Source organism: Leucobacter sp. MMO-125 (assembly GCF_037148395.1).
Taxonomy (GTDB): Bacteria; Actinomycetota; Actinomycetes; order Actinomycetales; family Microbacteriaceae; genus Leucobacter.
The window spans coordinates 42,578-67,634 of record NZ_JBBCTL010000003.1 but is presented as its reverse complement, the minus strand read 5'-3'; the positions used below and the strand labels follow the sequence as shown (position 1 = coordinate 67,634).

Genomic DNA, 25,057 nt, shown 5'->3' with positions numbered 1-25,057 from the left:
GGCGCGGTTCAGGCGTCTTGTTGGGGGCGTTCTGCGATGCGGGTGCAGAGTTCGCGCAGTTCGCGCATCTGCGCGGGCGAGAGCGCGGCGCCGAGTTCGCGCCCGATGCTCTTTGCGTGCGCGCGACCGATCTCGCGTTGCACTCGGGTGCCATCCTCGGTGAGCGAGATGCGCACTGCGCGTCCGTCATCGGGGTCGGCTTCGCGGCGCAGCAGGCCGCGCGCGGCGAGACGGTCGATCATGCGCGAGAGGGCCGGTTGGCTGAGCAGCACGCCGTCTTGAATTTCGCAGAGCCGCATCGCCCCGTCGCTTTTCGAGAGCGTGTAGAGCACGTCGTACTCGCGCATGCCCGCTTCGCCCCACATATCCTCGGCCGCAAACAGGGCGGTGAGGCGTGCGTGGGCGGTCATGAGGGATTCCCAGGCCTCGTTGGCGAGCCTGAGGTCGATGCGTTCGGTGCGCATGGGGTTCTCCGATCAGGGGGGACGGATCAGCGGAGGCCGAAGCTGGCGCCTGGTGCTGCGGCGCTGTCGAGGTAGGGCGATCCGCCCGTCACGTTATCACCGCGGTTCGCGCGGGGTCGCGGCTGCCGCGGGGCTTCGTCGCCGTACTTGGCGCGCACGAGACTTGCGTGGCTGGGCGATTCTGGCACCTCGGGATCGCGCCGTGCGGCGAGTTCGCGGCGCAGCACGGGAATGACCTCTTCGCCGAGCAGGTCGAGCTGTTCGAGCACGGTTTTGAGGGGGAGGCCGGCGTGGTCGATGAGGAACATCTGACGCTGGTAGTCGCCGAAGATGTCGCGGAAGGAAAGAGTTTTGTCGATGACTTCCTGCGGGCTGCCGACGGAGAGCGGGGTCTGGCTCATGAAGTCTTCCATGCGTGGGCCGTGGCCGTAGACGGGGGCTTCGTTGAAGTAGGGCCGGAAGCCGTTGATGGCGTCCTGCGACTTCTTCGCGACGAAGGCCTGGCCGCCGAGCCCGACGATGGCCTGCTTGGCGGTTCCGTGGCCGTAGTGCTCGTAGCGTTCGCGGTAGAAACTGATGAGGCGCAGCGAGTGCTCGCTGGGCGCGAAGATGTGGTTGGAGAAGAAGCCGTCGCCGTAGTAGGCCGCCTGTTCGGCGATCTCCGGGGTGCGGATCGAGCCGTGCCACACGAAGGGGGGCACGTCGTCGAGGGGTCGCGGAGTGCTGGTGAAGCCCTGCAGCGGCGTGCGGAAGTTGCCTTCGAAGTCGACGACATCTTCGCGCCACAGGCGGTGCAGCAGGTTGTAGTTCTCGAGTGCGAGCGGCAGCGCGCTGCGGATGTCCTTGCCGAACCAGGGGTAGACGGGGGCGGTGTTGCCGCGGCCGAGCATGAGATCCATGCGGCCCTGGGCGAGGTGCTGCAGCATCGCGTATTCCTCGGCGATGCGCACGGGGTCGTTCGTGGTGATGAGCGTGGTGCTGGTGCTGAGTTTGAGTGTTTCGGTCTGCGCCGCGAGGTAGGCGAGGAAGGTGGTGGGGGTTGATGAGAAGAAGGGCGGGTTGTGGTGCTCACCGATGGCGAAGACGTCGAAGCCAACCTCTTCGGCGTGCTTCGCGATGGTGGCGAGGCCTTGAATGCGCTCGGCCTCGCTGGGGGTTTCGCCGCTGACCGGGTCGCGGGTCACGTCGCTGACCGAGAAGATCCCGAATTCCATGGGGGGCTCCGTTTCTGTTGATGCGCATAATTATATGCGCTTGCATGTAAATCTAACGCGCATGACCCGTGGGTATTCCCGCGGGGTTTCGGCGGCTTGCCCGCGGCCTGGTTGACGCGGGCGGATCCTCGTTTTAGACTGACTAGTCAGTTTAGAAATTGAGCATCGAATCGACAGGAGCGACGTGAGTACCACTCAAACCGTCGTCATCGCGGCAGCACCAGGCGAGGATCGCGCAGCGCGCGGATCTGCCCCCGACCACGCACCCGCCGCCGACCCCACCCGCGGGCAGCACACCATCGAGCTACGGGCAGCACACCTGAGCGGCCCCCGCGGCCCCGTTTTCGGCCCCCTGACCGTCACCAGCAGCACCCCCGTCACCATCGTGCTCGGCTCACGCGGCAGCGGCCGCACCTCACTGCTGCTCGCCATCGCCGGCCGCATGCGACTCTCCGGCGGATCGCTCACCACCCTCGGCGCCACCACACCCGCCGAGATCCGCCGCCTCACCGGCGTCGTCGGCTTCGAAGCCGTCGACGCCCTCGAACCCTCCGTCACACTTGCGGCCTCGCTGCGCGAACGCCTCGGCTGGGCCCTGCCCTGGTACCGGCGCACCCCCCGCATCACCCCGCAGCTCGCCCGCGAACTGCTCGCCGACGCATTCGGAGACCTCGAACAGCCCGACCCTGCGCTGCTTGTACGCGACCTCAGCCCCGCCGAAGAAATGCTCGTGCGCGTCTCTCTCGCCCTCATCGAGCAGCCGCGGCTGCTCGTCATCGACGACTTCGACGCCCTCCGAGACCCCGCTGAGCGGGCTCTCGTCGCCGAACGCCTCAGCGACCTCGCGCAGCGAGGGATCCGCATCGTCGCAGCAAGCAGCGACCCCGGTGATGCCGCACTGTTCGCGGCAACCGCGCCCGCTCCCACCCTCATCGAGCTCTGAGCGGCCGCAAGCCGCAGCAGCAAAAGGAACCCCCATGTCACTGTTCACCCGCAGCACCGAGCTGAAGCGCTTCCGCCAAGGCACCCTGCCGAAGATCGCCCTCGGCGTGCTGCTCGTCATCCCCCTCATCTACGGCGCCCTCTACCTCTGGGCGTTCTGGGCACCCACCGACAACCTCAACAAACTGCCCGTCGCCATCGTCAATCTCGACGAAGCCGCCGAAAAACCCGACGGCTCCCAACTCACCGCGGGCGACGACGTGCTCCAACAACTGCAGGAAGGCGGAGACCTCGACTGGCAGCCACTCGACGCCGCAGCCGCAGCGCGTGCCGTCGGCGACGGCGACGTCTACTTCTCCGTCACCATTCCGCGCGACTTCTCCAGCACCCTCGCCGGACTGCAAGACGACCCCAAAGCCGGTGAAATTGAAGTCGTCTACAACGACAACAACTCCTTCCTCGCATCCACCCTCGGCAAGCAGGCCATGGTGCAACTGCGCGACGCTGTTGGCGAAACAGCTACCCGCACCGCAGCCGAACAGGTGCTCGTCGGCGTCGAGAAACTCAGCGACGGCACCCGAAAGGCTGCCGACGCAGCAGGCACCCTCGAAGCCGGCACCGCGCAAGTCGCAGACGGCAGCAGCAAACTCAGCGCCGGACTCGGCGAACTTGCCGCAGGCACCGCGCAGATCGCCGAGAAATCCCCCGAACTCGTCGAAGGCACGCAACGCCTCGCCAGCGGAGCAGATCGCGCACGCGACGGCAGCGTACAGCTCAGCGCCGGAGCCGGCACCCTCGCATCGAAGACCGCCGAGCTGGCGGCGGGCAGTCAAGCCCTCGCCGACGGCACCCACAAGCTCGCCGAATCGGGCGCGAGCCTCGCTGACAATGTGACTGCGCTCTCCGGTGGCATCGCGCAGCTCAGCGCCGGTGCGGGCCAGCTCGACGCAGCAGCGGCGTCGGTAACGAGCGGTGCCGCAGGCGTGAGCGCCGGTGCGGAGCAGCTCGCCAGCGGTGCCGAGAGCATCGCCGGCCTCGCTGCACAGAACCCTGCGATGACGCTCGCAGAACTCGACGCCGCGCTGCAGTCGCGCGGATCCTCGATCCAGGCCTTCGCGGCCGGCGCAGGACAGCTGCGCGATAGCTCGGCCCTGCTCGCCGACGGCACCACCCGGCTCGCCGGGGGCGCCGCCGATCTCAATGCTTCGCTGCAACAGGCATCCGGCAAGTCGCAGCTGCTCGCCGCCGGGGCCGGACAACTGCGCGACGGCGCCGCTCAGCTCGATGAGAAGACGGGCCTGCTCAGCGCGGGTGCCGCGCAACTCTCCGACGGCGCACACACGCTCGCTTCGAAGAGCGGGGAGCTCGCGAGTGGCGTGCAGCAGGTGTCGGCCGGAGCGGGCGCGCTCGCCTCGAAAACGCCAGAACTCGCCGCCGGTGCGCAGAAGCTCGATGCCGGCGCGCAGCAGGCGAGCGAGAAGTCGCAGGAGCTCGCCGAGGGGGCTGGCAAGGTCGACGACGGGGCCGGCACTTTCGCGAAGCAGCTGAGCGACGGCGCAGCCGAAGCCCCCGACTTTGCGCCGGGGCAGGGCGACCGCATCGCCGAGACCATGTCGGCGCCGGTGCAGCTCGACGAGCACACCGAAAACGCAGTTCAGGGCTTCGGCGAGGGCTTCGCCCCGTTCTTCATCGCGCTCGCCTCCTTCGTGGGGGCGCTCATCACCTGGTTGATTCTGCGCCCGCTGCCGCGCCGCCCGCTCGCATCGAACGTGTCGGGGCTGCGGTCAGTGCTCACCGGCTTCTGGCCCGCCGCGCTCATCGGCGTGGGCCAGGTGGTCATCATGATGCTCGTGCTGGTCTTCGGCATCGGCATGCGCCCCGCGCACTGGATGGGTATGGCCGGGTTCATGCTGCTCGTCACCCTCGCCTTCCTCGCGCTGCAACAGATGTTCATCGCGCTGCTCGGCACCGCGACAGGCCGCGTGGTGAGCCTTGTGCTGCTGATGCTCATGCTGTCCTCGTCGGGAGGCACCTACCCTGTCGAGACGACCCCCGCGTTCTTCCAGGCCCTGCACCCCTTCATGCCCGCCTCCTACGTGGTCGAGGGGCTGCGGCAGCTCATCGGCGGCGGCATCGACGCCCGGTTCTGGGGGTCGCTGCTAGTAATGCTGGGCGTGCTCATCGGGTCGCTCGCGATCAGCGCAGTCGCGGCTCGCCGGCAGAAGGTGTGGACGATCAAGCGTCTGCACCCCGAGCTCGCCATCTGAGGCGCGAGACCACTCGTCTCCGCGCCCCACCGTTCAAGGGTGGGGCGCGGAGACGGGGTACGAGAGGATAGGACCATGGCACGGGTCAACACGAAGCAGCTCATCACCGAGGCGGCGGTGCGGGTGGCCGCGCAGCACGGGATCAGCGGTGCGTCGATGGATCAGATCGCCGAGGCCGCGGGAGTGGCGAAGGGCAGCCTCTACTACAACTTTTCGTCGAAGGACGCGATCTTCGAGCAGGTGATGCGCGACGGCTTCGATCGACTCGGGGCGGCCATCGATGAAGCGCGCGAACGGGCATCGGATGAGCCGGCTCAGCTACCGAGGGCGGTCGCCGCGGCCACCCTCGAAACCCTGCGCGGCAACCTCGACCTCGCGAAGCTCATGGCGTCCGAAGTGTTCCGCACCGACCGGCCCTGGGCCGGTGCGATGGAACTCGCGCGCTCCTCGGTGATAGTGCGCTACCGTGACGTGCTGCGCGAGGCCGAAGCCGCACGGGGCGGTCGCGGTGCGGGGGAGGAGATCACCGAGACCGCCGGAGCGGCCTTCTTCGGTGCGCTCGCGGGTGCCTGCCTCGACTGGCTGCTGTTCCGCAGCGATCAGAGCGTCGACCAGGTGCTCGACCAGGTGCTGCGCTGCCAGTGAGCGCCGGGGGCCGGGCATCGGCAGGGCATTGCCCGGCGCGCCGAGGCGGATGCGCGAAGGGCCGGCTGGGATCTTGCGATCCCGACCGGCCCTTCGGCTCTGAGAGGCAGTGGCCCCGCAGGCGCTACTCGCTGAGCAGTGCCTGGATGCGGCGCACACCCTCGACCAGCGCTTCATCGCCCAGTGCGTAGCTGAAACGCAGATAGCCCGAGGGGCCGAACGCCTCACCGGGAACCGCGGCCACCTCGGCCTCGGAGAGGATGAGGTCTGCCAGCTCGAGCGAGGTCGTGGGGGTGACGCCGTGGATCTCGCGGCCGAGCGCACCGGTCACGTCGACGTAGGCGTAGAAGGCGCCCTCGGGGGTGGGGCAGTGGAAGCCCGGCACGCGGTTGAGTTCTTCGACGATGAGCTTGCGGCGGCGGTCAAAGGCGAGACGCATCTGCTCGATCGGCTCCTGGGGGCCGGTGAGTGCTGCAATCGCCGCGCGCTGCGCGATGTTGTTGACGTTCGAGCAGAGGTGCGACTGCAGATTCGCGGCACCCTTCATGACGTCGGCGGGGCCGACCATCCAGCCCAGACGCCAGCCCGTCATCGCGTAGGTCTTCGCAACACCGTTCACGAGGATCGTGCGATCCTGCAGGGCCGGCACGGCCTCGACGATCGACACGGCGCGCACCCCGTCGTACACGAGGTTCTGGTAGATCTCGTCGGCGACCACCCACAGGCCGTTCGCCTCAGCCCACTCACCGATCGCGCGGGTTTCTTCCGGCGAGTACACGGCGCCCGTCGGGTTCGAGGGCGACACGAAGAGCAGCACCTTGGTGCGCTCGGTGCGGGCGGCTTCAAGCTGGTCGACGGTCACCTTGTAGCCCTGATCCGCGCCGGCGAACACCTCGACGGGCACACCGTCGGCGAGCTGGATCGCCTCGGGGTAGGTGGTCCAGTACGGTGCCGGCACCAGCACCTCGTCGCCCGGATCGAGCAGCACCTGGAACGACTGGTAGACGGCCTGCTTGCCACCGTTCGTCACGATCACCTGCGAGGCGGGAACGTTCCAGCCCGAGTCGCGCGCGGTCTTCGCGGCGATCGCTTCGCGCAGCTCGGGAAGGCCCGTGGCAGCGGTGTAGCGGAAGTTCTTCGGGTCGTCGAGCGCGGCGCGAGCAGCGTCGACGATGTGCTGGGGGGTCGCGAAATCGGGTTCGCCTGCGGCGTAGCTGATCACGGGGCGGCCCTCGGCCTGGAGGGCCTTCGCCTTGGCGTCGACCTTGAGGGTCGCGGACTCGGCGATAGCGGCGATCTTCTTCGAAAGACGGGAGGTAGTGGTCACCTGCACAAGCCTACCCGCTGAAGGATGCCGGGAGCGGTGTCTTGGAGAGGGATCCCAGGTCGCGGCGGGTTGTTGAGGCGCGGCAGCGGCGCCGCCCCGTCGTCACGCGCTGGTTCGTTGGCGAGGTAGCGGCGAGGCGGTGCCGGTTCGACAAGCGGGGTCGGATCGCGTAGAGTGATCCACGGTGATTGACTTTCACCAAAATTTTTTATGCCCTCAGGGGCTAAGGTGAGAGTCCCAATCCCTTAGGGCGGTGGCGCAATTGGTAGCGCAGCGGTCTCCAAAACCGCAGGTTGCAGGTTCGAGTCCTGTCCGCCCTGCCACATCCCGCTCGGGGCGAGAGTCCCGGGTGGGTGGATCGAAAGGACACGCGAGTGAGCAGCAGTGAAGTCGAGGAGAGCGGCGGCGGCCTGGTCGAGCGCGCCAAGGCTGATCGCGCTGCGAAGCGCAATTGGTTCAGCCGAATCATCCTGTTCGTCCAGCAGGTTATCGCCGAGCTGAAGAAGGTCGTCACCCCGACCCGCAAAGAACTCGTCAACTTCACCCTCGTGGTGATCGCGTTCGTCCTGATCATGATGGGCCTCGTGTGGGTGCTCGATCAGGCCTTCGGCTGGGTGACCGTCTTCATCTTCGGTACGCCGCTCGCCTGACCTGCGGGCCGGTGAGCGTCCGATCCCGAACCCCGATCAATGAAAGCAAGAGCAGATGACGAGCGAGAACAACAACCCTGAGGCCGAGCTCGACGCGGCGCTCGACGCACTGGTGCAGTCGACCGATCCGGTCGCCGACGCCGCAGTGGAGGATGCGCTCGACATCGACAGCGCTGAGGAGGCGGCTGCCGCCGCCAACGCGATCGTCGACGAAGAGGTTGAGGATGAGGCCGAGTCGGCCGAAGACCCCTACAAGGCCTTCAAGAAGGATCTGCGCCGTCGCCCGGGCAAGTGGTTCGTGATCCACACCTACGCCGGCTACGAGCGCAAGGTGAAGTCCAACCTCTGGAACCGTCGCGAGACCATGGGTGCCGTAGATGACATCTACGAGATCCAGGTCCCCATGGAAGAGGTCATGGAGGTCAAGAACGGCCAGCGCAAGATGGTGACGCGCGTGCGCATCCCCGGCTACGTGCTCGTTCGCATGAACCTCACCGAGACCACCTGGTCGGTTGTGCGTCACACCCCCGGTGTGACCGGCTTCGTGGGCAACGCCCACAACCCGGTGCCGCTGCGCCTCAACGAGGCATTCGAGATGCTCAAGAGCACCGTCGAGTTCGAGCCGGCCGCCGCAGCCAAGGGCAAGGCAGCTGCGAGCGCAGCCGCACAGGGCAACGTCGAGATCGACTTCGAGATCGGTGAGACCATCACCATCAAGTCGGGTTCCTTCGAGGGTCTGCCCGGCACGATCAGCGAGATCAACCCCGCCGCTGGCAAGCTCACAGTGCTCGTTTCGCTGTTCGAGCGCGAGACCCCGGTCGAGCTCAGCTTCGACCAGGTCACCAAGATGGTCTGATCCACAGCTTCTCCTACGAAGGGCCCCGCTCCGGCGGGGCCCTTCGTGCGTCTCCGGGCTGACTGAGACCTCCGCGGCCCGGTGATCGCTGCGCTGGGTGGCGCGGGTCGCGGGGAGCTCGGGGTGCGAGATCGGGGCGGATCCGCTAGAATTATGTGGTTTGCGTCTGCGCGCCTCTCATGGTGCGCGCAACGCAGGTGAACACCGCACCCCGGACCGGCCGGGGAACGCGGGAGAGCACGCGCAATCGCGCGGGTTCGATCGAAAGGAAACAATCATGGCAAAGGCCAAGAAGGTTACCGGTCTGATCAAGCTTCAGATCGCAGCCGGCGCCGCCAACCCGGCACCCCCCGTGGGTCCCGCGCTGGGTCAGCACGGCGTCAACATCATGGAGTTCTGCAAGGCCTACAACGCGGCCACGGAATCCCAGCGCGGCAACATCGTGCCCGTCGAGATCACCGTCTACGAAGATCGCTCCTTCACCTTCGTGCTGAAGACCCCTCCGGCAGCTGAGCTGCTGAAGAAGGCGGCCGGCGTGCAGAAGGGCTCCGGCACCCCTCACACCGTCAAGGTGGCAAAGGTGACGGCCGAGCAGGTCCGCGCGATCGCCGAGCAGAAGCAGGCTGATCTCAACGCGAACGACCTCGATGCAGCATCGAAGATCATCGCCGGCACCGCCCGTTCCATGGGCATCACGGTCGAAGGCTAAGGGGTAGGACACATGGCACAGAAGTCGAAGGCGTACCGCGCCGCTGCCGAGAAGATTCAGGCAGACAAGTTCTACACTCCCGCCGAGGCCGTGGCCCTGGCGAAGGAGACCGGTTCCACCAAGACCGACTCGACCGTCGAGGTCGCCGTCAAGCTCGGTGTGGATCCCCGCAAGGCCGACCAGATGGTGCGCGGCACCGTCAACCTGCCCCACGGCACCGGCAAGACCGCACGCGTCATCGTGTTCGCGGTGGGCGCTGCTGCTGAGGCAGCCATCGCCGCCGGCGCTGACGAGGTGGGCGGCGACGAGCTGATCGAGAAGGTGGCCGCTGGCTACACCGACTTCGATTCGGCTGTTGCGACCCCCGAGCTCATGGGCAAGGTTGGTCGTCTGGGTAAGGTGCTCGGCCCCCGCGGCCTGATGCCCAACCCCAAGACCGGCACCGTCACCCCGAACACGGCGAAGGCCGTCGAGGATATCAAGGGCGGCAAGATCGAGTTCCGCGTCGACAAGCACGCCAACGTGCACTTCATCGTCGGCAAGGCTTCGTTCTCGGCTGAGCAGCTCACCGACAACATCAACTCGGTGCTCGAGGAGATCTCGCGCCTCAAGCCGTCGTCGGCCAAGGGCAAGTACGTGCAGAAGGGCGCCGTTTCGACGACCTTCGGCCCGGGCATCCCGCTCGACGTTTCTGGCCTGTAAGGCTTCACCCTCGGGTTGCGCCGCCCCCGCTCTCTTCGGAGAGCGGGGGCGGCGTTGTTTGTGCGGCCCTCTTTTCCAACACCTGTCGGCGGGGCCTGCGATCGTGCTTTAGCATGGTGCATATGTTTCAGTGGGCGGCAGCGAGCGTGATCGGTCATGGCTGACGCGGCCGCGATCAGCCCCCCGCGCATCTCGGGCTTCAACTACGTTCAGCCGCTCGGTTCGGGCGGCTTTGCGCATGTGTACCAGTACGAGCAGAACATGCCGCGGCGCATGGTCGCGGTGAAGGTGCTGATGGGCGGCGACAGTCTTGCTGCGCTGGTCGCGTCGCATGAGGAGCGTTCGGCATTCGAGGCTGAGGCCGACGCGATGGCGAGGCTGTCCAGTCACCCCTCGATCGTGTCGATTTTCGCGGCGAGTATTTCGAGTGATGGCTACCCATACATCGCAATGGAGTTCTGCCCGGAGTCGTTCAGGCATCGCTCCAATGGCAGTCCCATTCCGCTGGACGAGGTGCTCGACGCGGGTGTGCGTTTGGCGGGGGCTTTGGAGACTGCGCACAGGGCAGGGATTCTGCACCGTGACATCAAGCCCTCGAATGTGCTGCTCGCGACGACGGGCCGGCCGGTGCTCGCCGATTTCGGCATTGTGTCACTGCGCGGTCAGATGCACGGTGCGGGCACGAGCGAAGCGATGTCGATTCCGTGGGCGGCGCCCGAGGTGATCGAGCGGTCGACGACTGGCACCCCGGCGAGTGAGGTGTGGTCGCTTGCGGCGACGCTGTATACCTTCGCGGCTGGTCGTTCGCCGTTTTCTAGTGGCGGCGGTGTGAAGGACAAGCGCTCTGCGATGAGCGATCGTATCGTGCGTGCCGTGTACACCCCGGTGCCGGGGGCGCAAGGGTATGAAGCCTTTGACGGGGTGATGGCGACGGCGATGGCGAAGCAGCCGGAGCGACGCTATGCCACGATGCAGCAGTTCGGAGAGGCGTTGCAGCAGTTGCAGCGCCACTACGGTTTCGATGTGACACCGCTTGATGTGGTGCGGCAGGAGTGGATTCCGCCGGCTGCTCCGGCGGTGGGGGTGCGGGGCCCTGTGGTGTCGAGCGTGCGGCCTGATGGGCGGGCGCAGCGGCGTGCCGAGCTCGAACGCGATCGCGCGGCTGCTGAGCACTCGCGGGGAGAGCGGGGCGCGGTGTTGCGGCCGGTGCTGATCGGTGCGGGCTCGGCGGTGGGTGTGCTGCTGCTTGCGGCGACCGTGTTCGCGGTTGTAGGCGGTCGCTGATGGCGCGCGGAGGTCGTTCCCCTGGCCGCCGCTCGCGTCTGGTCACCTGGGTGTCGGGGGTTGCGGCGCTGGCGATGATCGGCACGATCGCGGTGGTGGCTGCGGGCTATGATGCGCGGGAGATTCCACGCGAGGAGCCTGCTGTGTGGGCGATGCGCGGCTCCGGCCAGTATGCGCGCGTGAATACGCTCACGGGTGAGATCGATACGGTGCGCCGGGTTGACGATCCGAGCGGTGTGCTGCAGTCGGGGTCGCGCGGCGTGGTGCTGAGCCACGGTGACGGGCGCCTATGGAGCATCGATCCGACGATGCCTCGTGATTTTGTTGATGATGGCGGATCGGCGCAGCCTGCAGGCGGCACCGAGTCAACGGGTTCGGCGGTGTCGGATGAGGTGTCGGCGGCGTCGCGCACGCCTGAGGGTACGCGTGACACGGTGACGGCCGGGGATTCGGTGCTGTTTCGCACAGAAGACGGCGAGGTCTTCCTGTCGCGCTTCGAGGAGGGGTCTGAGCGGGGTCTGTCGGATCCGGTGCTGCTCGACCCGCTCGCCGACACTGATGGTGTCGGCGCTGCCGATGCTGCAAACGAGGATGGCGCGGCAGAGGAGACGCCGGGGTTCTCGGCGAGCGCCGTGGCGATCGATGGGGAAGGCCGCGCGTTGCTCTTCTCGGCGGAGACCCGGGAGCTGCGCTGGTACGACGTTGCACGTGAGAGCTTTACCCGCAGCGAGGAGTCCCCAGCGGGGGTGCCGGGGGAAGGCGTGCAGCTCGCGATCATCGATGGTCGTTGGGTGCTGTTCGATGCTGAGTCTGGTCGTTTGTGGTGGGAGGGGGCCGAGCGGCCGGTCGAGTTCGACGCCGATGCCGGGGCGGTGCTGCAAGCCTCGGGTGCGGAGGGCGCTGAAGCTCTGGTGGCCGACGGCTCAGGGCTGTGGGGCGTGACTGCGGATCGCGCGAAGCGTCTGGAGCAGGCCGACGGGGTTCCCGCACAGCCGATCGAGCTGGGTGGCGTGCGCTATGCAGCGTGGGTGGGACAGAACGCAGCGCAGTTGTGGTCGTCGACCGCGGGCGCTGCGAAGCTCGATCTCGACGAAACAGTGGATATGCCCGGGCGGCCCGATCCGGTGCTGCGCTCGAACGGCACGAGTGCGTTGCTGTCCGAGCAGGTCACCGGCATGATGTGGACGCTGCCCGAGGGGCGACTGATCCCGCTTGAGCAATGGTCGCTTGTCGACCCACCCAAGGAGCGCAGTGGTGTCGTCGTGGTCGACGACGTTACCGAGCAGGAGCCCCCGGTGGCTGTGGCCGACGAGTTCGGGGTGCGCGAGGGTGAGCCGGCACCGTTGCCGGTGCTGCTCAACGATTTCGACCCGAACCGTAAGGATGTGCTCACGATCGTGCCTGACGGGCTCGGCGCAGACCTGCCGGAGTCGTTCGGCACGGTGGCGATGCTCACGGATGCGCAGTCGATCGTGGTGCAGCCGAAGCCGGGTGCGAAAGGTTCGGCGACGTTCAGCTACCGCATCACCGACGGCGTGCTCACCTCGGAGCCGGCGACAGTCACTCTTACGGTGGTTGGCGACGACACCAACACTTCCCCGCAGTGGTGCCCGGTACAGGGGTGTCAGCGGGCGTGGCCGAGCCCAGAGCTCGCCCCCGGGGGCACCCTGGTGCTGCCGATCTTGGAGGGTTGGGTCGATCCTGAGGGCGATCCGCTGATGCTCGAATCTGCCGCGCCCGCCAACGTCAGCGACCCGGTGCGTGCGCTCGTTACGGCCGATGGCCGTTTGGCGCTGCGTCACACCGACCCCAACGCGCCCGACAGCGATGTGGCGGTGCAGGTGACGGTGGCCGATGCGCGCGGCGAGCGCACGGAGCGGGAGCTGACCGTGCAGATCCGCCGGAATGCGAAGTCGGAGATGGCCGCAATTGCGGCGACGGCGCAGGTGAATACGCCACTGACGGTGCGCCCGTTGACGCGCATCGTGGGCGGTTCGGGATCCTACGCGCTGGTCGACGCGAGCGTGCAGTCGGGCTCCGCGACCGCGACCGTCAATGCCGGAGCCGGCACGATCGAGATCACTGCGAAGGAGACCGGCGTGACCGTCGTTGCGCTGACCGCGCGCGACACAGGCACAGAGGCCGAGATTTCCGGCACCCTGCGGGTGACCGCTGTGGAGGCGCGGCCGAAGCTTGGCTTGCCGCCGTTGCGCGCTTTCGTGCGCCCCCTCGCCGACACCACGATCGATGTGCTCGACGCCGTGCCTGGCGCGAACGGGCGCGCTCTCGTGGTGCGGGCAGCCAACGTGGTCGATGGTGAGTTGCGCGCTGATGTGATTGAGCACGCACTGGTGCGGGTTTCGGGCACCACGCCCAACGGCGCCCCTGGCAGGATCGGTGCGGCCGATGTGTCGGTGTCCGAGGGTGCCGATACCGCTGTGGGGCGTCTGACGGTGTTCCAGGTGCCAGACGCCGGCTCGGTGGGGGCAATTGCGGTGGCCGATGCTGCGACGGTGCGCGCGGGTGCGGTCGCCGATATCCCCGTGCTCGACAACGATGTGGCGCCGCCGGGGCAGCGCCTCGTGCTGCATCCTGAAGTGGGCGGTTCCGGCGCGAAGGGCGAGCTCGCCTTCGCTTCCGGCAATACGCTGCGCTATCTCGCGCCGAGCGAACCTGGCACCTACACGCTCAGTTACACCACGTACAGCGCGAGTTCTCCTGAGGCCAGCGACGTGGGGCAGGTGCGGGTAACCGTGATGCCGCGCGACGGCAATCGGGCGCCTCAGCCGCGCACGCTCACGGTTCGGCTTGCGCCTGGAGAGCGGGCTACCGCGCAGGTGCCACTTTCCGGGGTGGACCCTGACGGCGATCGCGTGCGACTGACGGGCGTAAGCGCCTCGGATGACACGCAGGTCTCTGCGACCCTTTCGCCCCGCAGCTCGGCGGTGCAGCTAGAGGCTTCGAAGCAGGCTGAGCCGGGGGTGCGCATGATGCAGTATGCAGTGCGTGATGAGTTCGGAGGCACCGGGGAGGGGCGTCTGCGGGTGATTGTCACCGAGGCGGACCCTGCTGGCGGGGCTCCGATCACCTACAGCGACTATGTGCGTCTCGCGAAGGGCGCTGCGGAGCCCGCGGTGGTGCGCCCCCTCGACAACGACATCGACCCCGCGAATGGCGAGCTCGAACTGCTCGAGGTGGTGCCGAATGTGCCTGGTGGGCGGGAGTCTCCGCAGTATCGTGACCTGCTCGCACGCCTGGACACTTCCGAGCTCGACAAGGGGCTGGTGTCGGTGCGCGGCGGCGACGAACTCGGCACGGTGTCATACCGATACACCGTGCGTTCGGCGAAGAGCACGAGCACCGCTGACGGCCTCATCGTGGTGCAGGTGTCGGCGCGTGTGGGGCAGCAGGCCCCCTCGGTGCTCGACACTGTGCTGTCGGCACGCGACCGCGCGGAGCTGGAGCGCGGCGGCGTCGATGTGGTCACCGACCGCGTCTACTGGGCAGCCGGTGATGCGCGGTCGTTGCAGATGACGGTGTGGGGTGCTGCGGCGGATCGCTTTACCGCTAAGGGCAATCGCATCGTCGGTAAGTACCGTGCCGAGGGCGATCTGGTGCCCTTCAAGCTTTCGGGTGTTGACCTCACGGGGCAGGAGGTCGAGACGTTCGGCTTCCTGGTGGTGCCGCCCCTCGACGAGCTGCGGCTGACGCTCAAGCCCGGTCTTGCACCGATCAGGGTCGATGAGGGCAAGTCTGTCGATGCGGCGCTCGCCGAGGTCGTCGATCTCGCGGCGGGTGACGAGGCCGAGTTCAAGGTGGGGGCGTTCCCCACGCAGCGTGCTCAGGCGAGTTGCGCGGCGAAGCATGCGACGGGCTTCAACTACGCTGCGGGCAAGGAAGCTCCCTGGAGCGACACCTGCCTGGTGTCGGTGAAGCTCACCGAACAGAAGGTTTGGACGCAACTGGCGGTGCCCGTCGAGATCGTGCCAACGTCGCCGGTCGCCGCACTCGAGACGATCACTCGCACGGTCGCACCGGGTGCTTCTGAGACGATCAACCTGATCGATATGGTGCGTTGGCAGGGCGGTCGTGAGGGCAAGCCCGGCGATCTGCGGTTCAGCGTGAGTGGTGGCGGGGGCAGCTTCGAGGTGGTGCCCGCCGGCTCGCAGCTGAGCGTCACGGCCCGCGCCGATGCGGTGCCTGGCAGCCAGGATGCGCTTGTGGTCACGGTCTCGGGCGCCGGCGAGAGTCAGGCACCGCTCACGCTGCGCGTGGGTGAGGCCGCGAAGGACACTCCGCGCGGTGCCACGGTGCAGCTGAATTGCACGGTGGGCTCGGCCTGTCAGGTACCGCTGATCGGTGCGCCTGGTGAGCATGATCCGTTCGCTGGCAAGAGCGGCGGCGGGCTGAAGCTGGAGGCTGTGTCTGGCGGATCGTGCGCCGTGGGCACCTTCCAGGCAGCCGGGAACTCCGTATCGGTTGCCTGGCCGAACGGGGCGAAGGGCCCAGGCGGGAAGTGCACGGCGTCGTTCACAGTGCGCGACGCACAGAACCGCATCGGTGAGGGCGTGATCGAGCTGGACGCGCAGGGGGTGCCTCGCGCGCCGGCCGCGATTTCGGCGGTGTCGTACACGTCGAGTTCGGTCACCCTTCGCGTGAGCCTCAGCGGCGAAGCTTCGCATCCCGCGACGGAGGGGGTGCGTCTGCGGATGGACGGTGCGGCGCAGTCGGGCAGCTGTTCCGGTTCGGGTGCCTCCTACGACTGCGTGGTGAGCGGTCTCGCCAACGGCGAGAAGCACAGTTTTACCGCTGTGGCCTTCAACTCGGTGGGCGAATCCGATCCCGCCGCGAACGCCGCCCAGGCGTGGGCCTACGAACGGCCCGAGCAGCCGCGGGTCGAAGCGAAGCAGATCTCTGCTGAGTCGCCCGACACCGGCACTGTGCGGCTGGATATCACCGGCAAGGACGGTACGAGAGGGTTCCGCATCGTGACACCGGCTGGTACGACGGCGCTGAGCGGTCAGAGCGGCACCGTGAGGATCGCGAGTCTGCCGGTTGGCGGGGCCGAGATCACGGTGGTGCCAGTGAGCGCGCACGAACCCCCGAGCGGCGACTCTGCGGAAGGGGCGAACTGGGCAGACACCGTGCAGCTGACTGGCCGGCCGGTGGTTTCGATCGCGGCTGGGAGCTCAGCTCAGGGCAGCGATGAGGCGACCGTGATCGTGAGCGTCGACTCACGCGGAGCCCCCGAGGCGAAGTGGGGTGTGAGCACAGGCGGCAGCTGCACTCCGAACACCTCTGGCACCGGCGGCACCACATCGGTGACCGGCACGGCCTATCGCCCGCTTGAGGTGACGGCCTGCGCTGAGAACAAGTGGGGGGCTGCGCTCACCACGGCATCGGTTGTTGTGAACGTCGGTGGCACGCCCGCGCCGCCCGTCGTCGAGTCTGGCTACACGATCCGCACCGACGCCGCAGTGTCGGGGTCGCTCGCGAGCTACGCGTTCGCCGCGGGCCCTGTGGTCTCGGCGAGCTCCGGCCACACCCTCGACTTCCGCCTGAACGGTGCGAGTGTCGGCGACTCATTCCCCTCGACGGTGACGGCCGGCTCCACCTACAGCGTCGCGCAGTGCAAGAACGGCGTGTGCTCTGAAGCCGTCGCCATCACCGGCAATGCGCCCGGCCCCGTCACCGTCGACCTCGGCGGTTGCATCCGCTCCACGGCCTCCACAGCCGAGCTGCGCGCCCGCATCTCCGAGCACGCCCGCAGCTGGGCGCTGCCGAGTTTCGATCACGCTGCGGGCATTTTGACCGTGACCTGGACGGGGCTGTACGAGAACCTGCAGACGCTGACAGCGCCGGTGTGCGCCGAGCCAGATCCGCCATCGCCGTCGCCACCCGAGAGCCCGTAACCACCAGGCGTCCCGCCACCCGCGACCGCACCCCGCACCGTCCGCAACACGAAGGAACCGAGAACCGAAGATGACACCTCAGCCGAATCTCGCGGCCGCCTCCACGATCGGCCCCATCACCGATGAGCGGGCTCGCTGGGCCAGCGAGGCCGTGCGCACCGTCGCCGACGCTATCGAGGTGGCGATTCAGGGCAAGCGCCGCGTGATCGAGCTCGTTGTCGCCACCGCGATCGCAGGCGGGCATGTGCTGCTGGAAGACGTGCCAGGCACCGGCAAGACCGCGCTCGCCCGCGCGCTGGCGAAGACGATGCACGGCACCTCGTCGCGCATCCAGTTCACCCCCGATCTGCTGCCCGGCGATGTGACCGGCATCACCGTCTACGACCAGAAGCAGGGCGTCTTCGAGTTTCATGCGGGGCCGATCTTCGCGAATGTGGTGCTGGCTGACGAGATCAACCGGGCGAGCCCGAAGACGCAGTCGGCGCTGCTGGAGGTGATGGAGGAGCACCAGGTCACTGTCGATGGTCAGACGCACCGCGTGGGCGATCCGTTCCTGGTGATCGCCACCCAGAACCCTGTCGAGCAGGCCGGCACCTACCGGCTGCCCGAGGCCCAGCTCGACCGCTTCATGATCAAAACCTCGATCGGCTACCCCGACGAAGCTGCGATGATGCGTATTCTGCAGCAGATCGCGGTCACCCCGGAGGTGCCCGCGGTGATGAACGTGGGCACGCTCACCCAGTTGCAGGGGTTCTCGCGCGGGGTTGCGGTGAGCCCGCTCATCGCCTCTTACGTCTCCGAGCTTGTGGAGGCGAGCCGCCGCGCGGGCGAGGTGCGCCTCGGCGCGAGCGTGCGCGGTGCGCTCGCCCTGGTGCGGATGGCTTCGGCGTGGGCGCTCGTTGCCGGCCGCCCCTACGTCACCCCGGACGATGTGCGTGAGCTCGCCATCCCGGTGCTCGCGCACCGTCTCGTGCTCGAGCCCGAGGCCGAGTTCGAAGGTGTGACCGCTGAGGCCGTGATCGGTCGAATCCTCATCGACACTCCCGTGCCACAGGAGAACGGCACGGCGTGAGCGACGAGAGCACCAGGGGCCGCCGGTTCCGCACCGCGACGCGCGGAACGCGGCACACGCGGGGTACCCGCACGGCGTCGCGTCTCGGCGAGACGCGCACCTCGACGCGGGCGCTCGATCCGGTGCAGCGGCGGCGCGTTGTCGCGCGCCGGTGGTTGCGGCGTGCGCGTCGCCGTGCCGGCCGCGTGTGGCGGGCCGTGACGCAGGCCGTCACCCCGCTGGGGTGGTTCGTGCTGGCGTTGACGGTGGCCGGTGCGGTGCTGGGTGCTGCATTCTCCTGGGTTGAGGCGTGGTTCGCCGCTGTGGTGGGCGGCTTGCTGCTGCTGGTCGCCGCCCCGTTCTTGGTGGGCAGTCGCGCCTATCGGGTGCGGCTTGAGCTTGACCGTCGCAGTGTGACCGTGGGCGGTGAAGTGCAGCTGCGGGTGATCGTCGAGAACGGCGGATCTCGGCCCGCGCTGCCCGCGGTGGCCGAGCTTCCTGTGGGGCCGGCGCTGCGAGAATTGACGGTGCCGTTTATCGGGCCTGGCGCCTCTGTCGAGTTGCCGGTGCGGGTTGCGGCGGTGCGGCGCGGTGTGGTGCCGGTGGGGCCGCTCACCGTGGCCCGCCGCGACCCCGTTGGGCTGCTGCGGCGCGAGGTGACCTGGCCTGAGCGGCATCTGGTGCATGTGCATCCGGCAATTGCGGTGCTGCCGCCGAACTCGGCGGGGCTGGTGCGCGATCTTGAGGGCGCGTCGAGCCGGCGGCTCACCGACTCTGATCTTTCGTTCTACGCGGTGCGCGAGTATGCCCGCGGTGACGCCATGCGGCATGTGCACTGGAAGTCGACAGCGAAGACGGGCACGCTCATGGTGCGTCAGTACGAGGAGTCGCAGACGGCGCGGGTTGCCGTGCTCTTCGATGCGATCCGCGAGGAATACCAGAACGATGACGAGTTCGAGCTGGCGGTGAGTGTTGCGGCGTCGATCTCGGTGCAGGCGGTGCGTGAGGGGCGGGAGCGTTTCGTCGCTTCGGCGTGGGCGCCTGGCCGTCTGCGACCCAGTATTGACGGGCTCGAGGAGCTGCCGTCGCGCGATCCGCAGCAGTTGCTCGATGCTTGGGCTGAGCTCGAAGCGGCGCCTGATGGGGTGTCGTTCGAGACGCTCGCCAGGGGGCTTGCGCAGTCGCGCCGCCCACTGTCGATTGTGGCGATCGTTACGGGATCCGGTGCTGACCTGGCGCGGATCCGCCGGGCCGCTGTAGCGTTCCGCCCTGATGTGCAGGTGTTGGCGGTGCGCTGCGAGCTGCATGCCGAGCCGCGCGCGCAGCGCATCGATGCGCTCACGGTGTTCACGGTGGGTGCTCTCGGTGATGCGCCCCAGTTGATGGTGAGGGCTGCACGATGACGGCGGATCGCGGGTCGGTTCGGGCCGCCTGGGGTGCGCTGGCCGCTGCGCTGGCTGTGGCGCTGGGAGTGTGGGCGGCGTGGCCGATCTACGGGACGCCCTGGCTGTGGGTGGTTGCTGCTGGTGCGCTGATCCTCGGCACGGGGATCGCGTGGCTGCGGGAGCGGTTGCGCTGGGGTGTCGTTGTGCTCGCGGCGGTGACGCTCGGCGTGTTCGTGCTCACGGTGGTGCCGGTTGCGGTGCCAGAGGCGATGCCTGGTGCGCACGGCGGCGGGCTGCTGCGGGGGTTGCTCGACGGTCTCGCGGCGGTTGCGCTGGGTTGGAAGCAGTTGTTGACGCTGAGTTTGCCTGTCGGGAGTTACCGCACGGTGCTGGTGCCCGCCTATGTGGTGTTTCTGGTGACGGCCCTGCTGGTGGGGGTGCTTGCGCGTCGCGGTGCCCGGGCTGCGGTGTTTGCCGCTGCCCCGTTGCTCGCGCCCGTTGCCTTCGGCACGGTGTTTGGGGCGTCGCAGCTGAGCGCACCACTGCATGTTGCGGGATTCACCATTGTCGCCCCCCGCGAGATCGGCTTGTGGCTGGCTGCGGCGCTGGTGGCGGCGCTCTGGGTGGCGCTGGTTTCTGGTGAGGAGCGTCGTGCGGCGCTCAGGCTTGGCCGTGCCGCTGATGGTGCGGTGCGGGGCAGGGGTGGGGCGCTGCGCCCTCTTGTCGGGGCCGGCATCGTGGTGCTTGCCCTGTGCGCCGGAGGGGTGTTTGCGCCGGTGCTCGACGCCGGTGCGCGTGCGGTGCCGCGTGATCGCATCGACCCCGAACTGGTGGTGCGTGAGCGCCCGAGCCCGCTGGCCGAGTACCGCAGTTCGAAGCGCGACGCCGCTCTCGATACGCCGCTGTTCTCGGTGTCGTCGTCGGGGGCGCTGCCTGAGCGGCTGCGTGTCGCTGTGCTCGATGCCTATGACGGTGTTGACTTTCACGTCGGCGAGGCTGCCGCGGGCCGTTTCACCAGGTTCCCGAGCGGCACTGGTGTGGCCGATCCTGCCAGGGTTTCGGTGCGCATCGCCGAGGGGTATTCGGATATTTGGGCGCCGACAGCTCCGCTGGGCGGTCCGCCGGTGTTCGCGGGCCCGCGCGCCGACGCGCTCGTCGATGCGTTCTACGTGAATCGTGAGACCGGTGGCGCGATCGCAGTGCCGGGTGCCGGTGCGTCTTCGGCCGGGCTTGTCGCGGGCGACGGCTACACAGCTGAGATGCAGACGTCAGCAGACCCCGGCGTTGATCGTATCGGCGAGCCTGGTGATCCTCGCTTCGATGTCGAGAAGGCGCCGCAGCTGGGGGAGTGGATCGATCGTCAGCAGCTGCCTGGCGACGCCGCCGGTCTTGCCGAACTCATCGAGCGGCTGCGGCAGCGCGGCTATCTGAGCCATTCGATGAGTGACGCAGCGGGTGAGCGTTTGTGGTTGGAGCGCCTGGGCGAGCAGTACGGCACGGTGTTCGAGTCGAGTGCGGGTGGGCACTCGCTGTCGCGCATTGAGCGGCTGTTCGAGCAGCTCAACACGCAGCAGTCCGCTGCGGGGGAGTCGGCTTCGTCGGCGCAGCTGGTGGCGGGTGTGGGCGATGATGAGCAGTTTGCGACGGCTGCGGCGCTGATTGCGCGCGCGCTCGGCTTCGATGCCAGGGTTGTGGTGGGTGTGCGCTTGGGTGAGGCGGATCGAGGCGTCGATGGCGTGCCGGCTTGCACGGCCGAGTGCACGGGTGAGCACCTCGCGGCCTGGGTTGAGGTGCGCGGCGACCGCGGCGAGTGGGTGCCCTTCGACGTCACCCCGCAGCTCGAGCATCCGCCGGAGCGCTTGGAGCAGGGCGAGCAGTTGCCCGAGTTTCCGACGACCCCTGAGGAGCGGGATGCTCAGGAGGCGGATCCGCCCGTGGGCCTCGGGGATCAGGGCGAGAACGACGATGCTGCCGAGCCCGCTGCTGCGCCTTCGCCGCTGTGGCCGGTGGTGCGCGCTGTGGCGCTTGCGCTGGTGGCGCTGCTGCTGATTGCGGCGCCGCTGCTGTTCCTGCCCCTCGCGAAGCGCTTGCGGGCGCGCCGCCGCAGGGCCGAGCAGGTGCCTGAGTTGCGTGCGCTTGGTGCGTGGGCGGAGATGCTTGATCGCGCGCGTGATGCGGGGGTGTCGGTGCCTGCGAATGCGGCGCGCAGCGAGGTTGCGGCGGTGCTGGGAACGGCGCCGGCGAGGTGGGCCGCGGCAGAGGTCGATCGTGCGGTGTTCTCGCCGACGGGCATCGACCCGGGCACGGCGGAGCAGCTGTGGGCGGCGGCTGAGGCCGACGGCGAAGAACGAGCGCGCGGGTTGAGCGCGTTCGCCAGGCTGCGCGCAGCGTATTCGCTGCGCTCGTATGGCATTGGAGCGGGGCGACGCGGTGCGGCGACTCGGGAAAGCGAGCAGGGATGAGCGAGGCACCGAACGCGCGGGCCGGTGGGTCGCAGCCGGTGATCGAGGCTGCGACGCGCACAGACACCGGGCTGCGCCGCGCGGTCAATGAGGATCTGGCGCTGGCGCAGGCGCCGGTGTTCGTGGTGGCCGATGGCATGGGCGGCCACTCGGCCGGTGATCTCGCGAGCGCCGCGGCGATTGCAGCATTCGCCGAGCTGGCGCAGCTTGGCGCGGCCAGGCAGCTGGGGATCGCCGATGTGGATGCTGCGATCGAGGCTGCGCGCTTCGCGGTCGATGTGATTTCGCAGGAGGCCGAGCGCGGGGCGGGGTGCACGCTCACGGGTGCCGTGCTCGTGGAGCACGACGGGGCACCGCACTGGTATGTGATCAATGTGGGGGATTCGCGGGTGTACCAGCATCGGGGCAGCAGCCTCGCGCAGATCACCGCCGATCACTCGTTGTATGCCGAGATGCTCGCTGCGGGGCACGCCGACGCGGCGAATACCCCCCGCAATGTGATTACGCGGGCCCTGGGCTCTGACGACGCTCGCCATGATGCCTGGCTGCTGCCGCTGCGCAGCGGGCTGCGTCTGCTGATCTGCTCGGATGGGCTCACTTCGGAGCTCGCCGACGAGGAGTTGCGCTCGGTGCTCACGACGGGAGGGCGGCCCGAAGCGGTGGCCGAGGATCTGGTGCGTCGAGCCTGCGCGGCCGGTGGTCGTGACAATGTGACAGTGGTGGTTGTCGACACGATTGCTGATGGCAGCACAGCCGAGCCAGTTGCGGATCCGCTGCCCCAACCCGAGGATGCGGTCGATGAAGAGGTTGACGAGAACACCCTTGAAGTGACGAAGCCGGTGGCGGGATGACCGAGCAGATGGAGCACACAGGCGACCCTGGCGCAGATGACACTGTGGCTGTCGGCCGTGTCGGCCGTGTCGGCCGTGTCGGCCGTGTCTGCCGTGTCGGCGATGTCGGTGCTGCGGCCGATGACAGTGTCGATGACGATACGCTGTCGGCGCCGCGCAGCGGCGGGGTGAGCAGACCGGGTGGAGCCGCGGAGCACAGGGCCGTTCCCGACGACGCCACCGTCGTGGTGGCGCGCCCGCCCGCATTCGAAACGGATGATGCCACGGTCGCGGTGCCGGGGGGCCGCGAGCCTTCGGTGCCTGCGGCTGCGCCCGAGACAATGCCCGTGACCATGCCCGCAGCCGCAGTCGCCCCAGCGATCGAGGATCAGGAGGCGCGACCGTGGAGAGGCGGGGCGCTGCCGCAGGTCTATGGCCCGCGCAGCATCGGGCAGGCCGGCGAGCGGGCCGGCCTCGACGAGGTGCAGCGGCGCATCGGCGCACCTCCCGAAGCTGGTGCCGATCCGCTGCCTGAGCGCGCGCTGCTGCCGTCACTTGCGAAGCGCGCGCGCCGATCCGCCATCATCACGATCTCGGCCTACGCAGCTACAGTCGCGCTGTCGCTGCTCGGCCTGTGGGTGGTCGCCCGCCTGGCGTTGAGCTGAGCCCGTGCGGGCCCGTCGTGCGGGCGCGCTCGGACCTTTGCGTCGTGGCACGGCCACGGATATCGTTGTGCAGAGTTGACGCCGCAACTCTCGCGTCTGGAAAGCAGGAGCACATGCCCTCGACCCCCCTGAGCCCCGACGTCCTCCCGATCATCGGGATGACGAATGCGCCCGCCCCCATGCTGGGGTCAGCGGCGCTGCTCGCGCTCGGTGTCTGGTCGCTCGTCGCCATCGGCTTCTATGTCTGGTACCTGTGGTCGTTGTCACGCCTGTTTCCCTGCATCGGGCTGCCGTCGAGCCACGGCTGGATCCCGGTCTGGAACCAGTGGCAGCTCGTGCAGCGGGGCGGCCTGCCCGGCTGGCTCGTGCTGCTCGGTGTTGTGCCCGGCCTCGGCATCGTGGTCTGGGTGGTGTCCGTGATCGCCATCCACCGCCTCAACACCGAACACGGCAAAGGTGGCGGGTTCACAGTGCTCGGCGCGCTGCTGCCGCCGGTGTGGGCGATGTTGCTCGCCCGCTCGATCGAAGAGCGCAGCAGCATCTATGGCGTGATGCCCGCAGCAGGTGCCGCCGCCCCGGGTGCACCGAGTGCGGTGCCGTCGCCGCCCGGCTACGCTCCGCAACAGCCTGCCCCGCAGCAATACTCTGCACCGCAGCACCCCATGCCCCAGGCTCCGGTGCAGCCGTGGCAGACCCCCGAGGTCGCCCAGGCCCCCGCCGCAAGCGCCGTCCCAGCCGAGCAGCCTGACGCCCTCGCGCGACTGTTCGCCGAACCGCAACAACCCTCGCAGCCCGCCGAGCAGCCCCTGCCCGGCAGCGAGTGGGGATTCAGCCGCACCACAGAGGGCGACTACCAGCGCCTCGCTCAGGAGGGCTATCAGCAGCGCCCCGCACCCACCCTCGGCGTCGAAGAACCGGTGCGCCCCTTCGCGTGGCCCGGCATCGACGAGTCGAATCCGCCTCCCGCGCCGCCCGCGCGCCAGAGCCCGACCGTGACACCGCCTGCGGCCGCACCCGCAGTGCCCGCAGCACCAACGCCGCCTCCGGTGCCCGTGCCTCCGGTGACGCCCGCTCCGCTCGTTGCCGGCCTGCCTGCGGTTTCCACGCCCGTGGTGGCTCCGGCACCCCAGCCGCCGCAGCAGGAATCGTTTACCACCCACCGCCCCTCGATCTTCGATTCGAACTCGGCGTCAACGCCCCACAGCGACACTGAGACCGCGCGATCGCAAGTCGAAACTCCGGCACCAGCCGCCCCCGAGGTCGTGGCCGCAGCCGCAGCAGAGGCCGGGCCCGCGCTCGACGTCGAAGACGAGCTCGACCGCACCGTGGTAGTGCCCCGCCCCTCGCGCTGGGGGCTCGAACTCCCCGACGGCGATGTGCTCGAACTGCGCGGCGACGATGTCGTGGTGGGGCGCAAGCCCGAGCCGAAGAACGGCAGCTCCGTGCTGCAGATCGTCGATCCGACGCGCACCCTCTCGAAGTCGCACGCCCGCCTGCGCCGCGTCGATGGATCGTGGACGATCGAAGACCTCGACTCCACCAACGGCGTCGCCCTCGTCGACGAACTGGGCGAGCAGGTGCCGCTCGAAGCTGGACGCGAGCACCCAGTGACCGAGCGACTCGTGCTCGGCACCCTCGAAGTGACGCTGCGCCGCGTCTCCTGAGGGACGCAGCGCCGCACTCGGACGAGGC

At 68.5% G+C, this 25,057-nt stretch carries 18 protein-coding genes and 1 tRNA gene; 16 read left to right on the top strand and 3 right to left on the bottom strand.

Going from position 1 to position 25,057, the window contains the following annotated elements; genetic code table 11:
* Positions 1-8 precede the first annotated feature (8 nt).
* The gene (locus WFI54_RS07945; protein ID WP_336652258.1) at positions 9-464 is read right to left on the bottom strand and encodes a MarR family winged helix-turn-helix transcriptional regulator; all 456 of its coding nucleotides are present in this window, start codon (positions 462-464) and stop codon (positions 9-11) included.
* 26 nt (positions 465-490) lie between these two features.
* Entirely contained in the window at positions 491-1,678 is a 1,188-nt protein-coding gene (locus WFI54_RS07940; RefSeq protein ID WP_336652257.1) for a CE1758 family FMN-dependent luciferase-like monooxygenase, read from the bottom strand.
* 184 nt (positions 1,679-1,862) lie between these two features.
* Here WFI54_RS07940 and WFI54_RS07935 point away from each other — a divergent pair, with 184 nt between their 5' ends.
* The 3 genes from WFI54_RS07935 to WFI54_RS07925 all read left to right on the top strand — a co-directional run bounded on the left by WFI54_RS07935 (position 1,863) and on the right by WFI54_RS07925 (position 5,532).
* Positions 1,863-2,621: an ATP-binding cassette domain-containing protein gene (locus WFI54_RS07935; protein ID WP_336652256.1), complete on the top strand. Its 759-nt coding sequence runs from the start codon at positions 1,863-1,865 to the stop codon at positions 2,619-2,621.
* Between the two features lie 34 nt (positions 2,622-2,655).
* Complete coding sequence (locus WFI54_RS07930) at positions 2,656-4,887, top strand: YhgE/Pip domain-containing protein (RefSeq protein WP_336652255.1); 2,232 nt, start codon at positions 2,656-2,658, stop codon at positions 4,885-4,887.
* Positions 4,888-4,962: 75 nt separating this feature from the next.
* Positions 4,963-5,532 (top strand): TetR/AcrR family transcriptional regulator, encoded by a 570-nt coding sequence (locus tag WFI54_RS07925; protein WP_336652254.1) that lies wholly within the window; start codon positions 4,963-4,965, stop codon positions 5,530-5,532.
* A gap of 124 nt (positions 5,533-5,656) precedes the next feature.
* Here WFI54_RS07925 and WFI54_RS07920 read toward each other — a convergent pair whose 3' ends face one another.
* On the bottom strand, positions 5,657-6,859 hold the full coding sequence (locus WFI54_RS07920; RefSeq protein ID WP_336652253.1) for a pyridoxal phosphate-dependent aminotransferase: 1,203 nt from the start codon (positions 6,857-6,859) through the stop codon (positions 5,657-5,659).
* A gap of 247 nt (positions 6,860-7,106) precedes the next feature.
* Here WFI54_RS07920 and WFI54_RS07915 point away from each other — a divergent pair.
* The 13 genes from WFI54_RS07915 to WFI54_RS07855 all read left to right on the top strand — a co-directional run bounded on the left by WFI54_RS07915 (position 7,107) and on the right by WFI54_RS07855 (position 25,029).
* Positions 7,107-7,182 (top strand) — tRNA-Trp (locus WFI54_RS07915).
* Between the two features lie 51 nt (positions 7,183-7,233).
* Positions 7,234-7,509, top strand: coding sequence for a preprotein translocase subunit SecE (gene secE, locus WFI54_RS07910; protein ID WP_336652252.1), 276 nt, complete (start codon positions 7,234-7,236; stop codon positions 7,507-7,509).
* A gap of 55 nt (positions 7,510-7,564) precedes the next feature.
* The gene (gene nusG, locus WFI54_RS07905) at positions 7,565-8,365 is read left to right on the top strand and encodes a transcription termination/antitermination protein NusG (protein ID WP_336652251.1); all 801 of its coding nucleotides are present in this window, start codon (positions 7,565-7,567) and stop codon (positions 8,363-8,365) included.
* 277 nt (positions 8,366-8,642) lie between these two features.
* Complete coding sequence (gene rplK / locus WFI54_RS07900; RefSeq protein WP_017884363.1) at positions 8,643-9,074, top strand: 50S ribosomal protein L11; 432 nt, start codon at positions 8,643-8,645, stop codon at positions 9,072-9,074.
* Positions 9,075-9,086: 12 nt separating this feature from the next.
* A complete protein-coding gene (rplA, locus tag WFI54_RS07895) occupies positions 9,087-9,776 on the top strand; it encodes a 50S ribosomal protein L1 (protein ID WP_336652250.1) in 690 nt (229 codons plus the stop codon).
* A 156-nt stretch (positions 9,777-9,932) separates the two neighbouring features.
* Positions 9,933-11,060, top strand: a complete 1,128-nt coding sequence (locus WFI54_RS07890) for a serine/threonine-protein kinase (protein ID WP_336652249.1) — start codon at positions 9,933-9,935, stop codon at positions 11,058-11,060.
* Entirely contained in the window at positions 11,060-16,972 is a 5,913-nt protein-coding gene (locus tag WFI54_RS07885; RefSeq protein WP_336652248.1) for an Ig-like domain-containing protein, read from the top strand. Before WFI54_RS07890 ends, WFI54_RS07885 begins: the two co-directional genes overlap by 1 nt.
* Positions 16,973-17,042: 70 nt before the next feature.
* Positions 17,043-18,044 carry an AAA family ATPase gene (locus WFI54_RS07880; protein WP_336652247.1) on the top strand — a complete coding sequence of 334 codons (1,002 nt, stop codon included), beginning with the start codon at positions 17,043-17,045 and terminating at the stop codon, positions 18,042-18,044.
* Positions 18,041-19,426, top strand: a complete 1,386-nt coding sequence (locus WFI54_RS07875) for a DUF58 domain-containing protein (RefSeq protein WP_336652246.1) — start codon at positions 18,041-18,043, stop codon at positions 19,424-19,426. The genes WFI54_RS07880 and WFI54_RS07875 overlap by 4 nt, the downstream gene beginning before the upstream one ends.
* A complete protein-coding gene (locus WFI54_RS07870; protein WP_336652245.1) occupies positions 19,423-21,870 on the top strand; it encodes a transglutaminase domain-containing protein in 2,448 nt (815 codons plus the stop codon). The genes WFI54_RS07875 and WFI54_RS07870 overlap by 4 nt, the downstream gene beginning before the upstream one ends.
* Complete coding sequence (locus WFI54_RS07865; protein ID WP_336652244.1) at positions 21,867-22,721, top strand: PP2C family protein-serine/threonine phosphatase; 855 nt, start codon at positions 21,867-21,869, stop codon at positions 22,719-22,721. Before WFI54_RS07870 ends, WFI54_RS07865 begins: the two co-directional genes overlap by 4 nt.
* Positions 22,718-23,365 (top strand): hypothetical protein, encoded by a 648-nt coding sequence (locus tag WFI54_RS07860; protein WP_336652243.1) that lies wholly within the window; start codon positions 22,718-22,720, stop codon positions 23,363-23,365. The genes WFI54_RS07865 and WFI54_RS07860 overlap by 4 nt, the downstream gene beginning before the upstream one ends.
* Positions 23,366-23,478: 113 nt before the next feature.
* Complete coding sequence (locus WFI54_RS07855) at positions 23,479-25,029, top strand: DUF5684 domain-containing protein (RefSeq protein ID WP_336652242.1); 1,551 nt, start codon at positions 23,479-23,481, stop codon at positions 25,027-25,029.
* The last annotated feature ends 28 nt before the right edge of the window (positions 25,030-25,057 follow it).

Bases quoted from the DNA above. Each gene is read 5' to 3' on its own strand.
- WFI54_RS07945 (WP_336652258.1), bottom strand. From the start codon at position 464: ATGCGCACCGAACGCATCGACCTCAGGCTCGCCAACGAGGCCTGGGAA.
- WFI54_RS07940 (WP_336652257.1), bottom strand. From the start codon at position 1,678: ATGGAATTCGGGATCTTCTCGGTCAGCGACGTGACCCGCGACCCGGTC.
- WFI54_RS07930 (WP_336652255.1), top strand. From the start codon at position 2,656: ATGTCACTGTTCACCCGCAGCACCGAGCTGAAGCGCTTCCGCCAAGGC.
- WFI54_RS07925 (WP_336652254.1), top strand. From the start codon at position 4,963: ATGGCACGGGTCAACACGAAGCAGCTCATCACCGAGGCGGCGGTGCGG.
- nusG (WP_336652251.1), top strand. From the start codon at position 7,565: ATGACGAGCGAGAACAACAACCCTGAGGCCGAGCTCGACGCGGCGCTC.
- rplK (WP_017884363.1), top strand. From the start codon at position 8,643: ATGGCAAAGGCCAAGAAGGTTACCGGTCTGATCAAGCTTCAGATCGCA.
- rplA (WP_336652250.1), top strand. From the start codon at position 9,087: ATGGCACAGAAGTCGAAGGCGTACCGCGCCGCTGCCGAGAAGATTCAG.
- WFI54_RS07890 (WP_336652249.1), top strand. From the start codon at position 9,933: ATGGCTGACGCGGCCGCGATCAGCCCCCCGCGCATCTCGGGCTTCAAC.
- WFI54_RS07885 (WP_336652248.1), top strand. From the start codon at position 11,060: ATGGCGCGCGGAGGTCGTTCCCCTGGCCGCCGCTCGCGTCTGGTCACC.
- WFI54_RS07880 (WP_336652247.1), top strand. From the start codon at position 17,043: ATGACACCTCAGCCGAATCTCGCGGCCGCCTCCACGATCGGCCCCATC.
- WFI54_RS07870 (WP_336652245.1), top strand. From the start codon at position 19,423: ATGACGGCGGATCGCGGGTCGGTTCGGGCCGCCTGGGGTGCGCTGGCC.
- WFI54_RS07865 (WP_336652244.1), top strand. From the start codon at position 21,867: ATGAGCGAGGCACCGAACGCGCGGGCCGGTGGGTCGCAGCCGGTGATC.
- WFI54_RS07860 (WP_336652243.1), top strand. From the start codon at position 22,718: ATGACCGAGCAGATGGAGCACACAGGCGACCCTGGCGCAGATGACACT.
- WFI54_RS07855 (WP_336652242.1), top strand. From the start codon at position 23,479: ATGCCCTCGACCCCCCTGAGCCCCGACGTCCTCCCGATCATCGGGATG.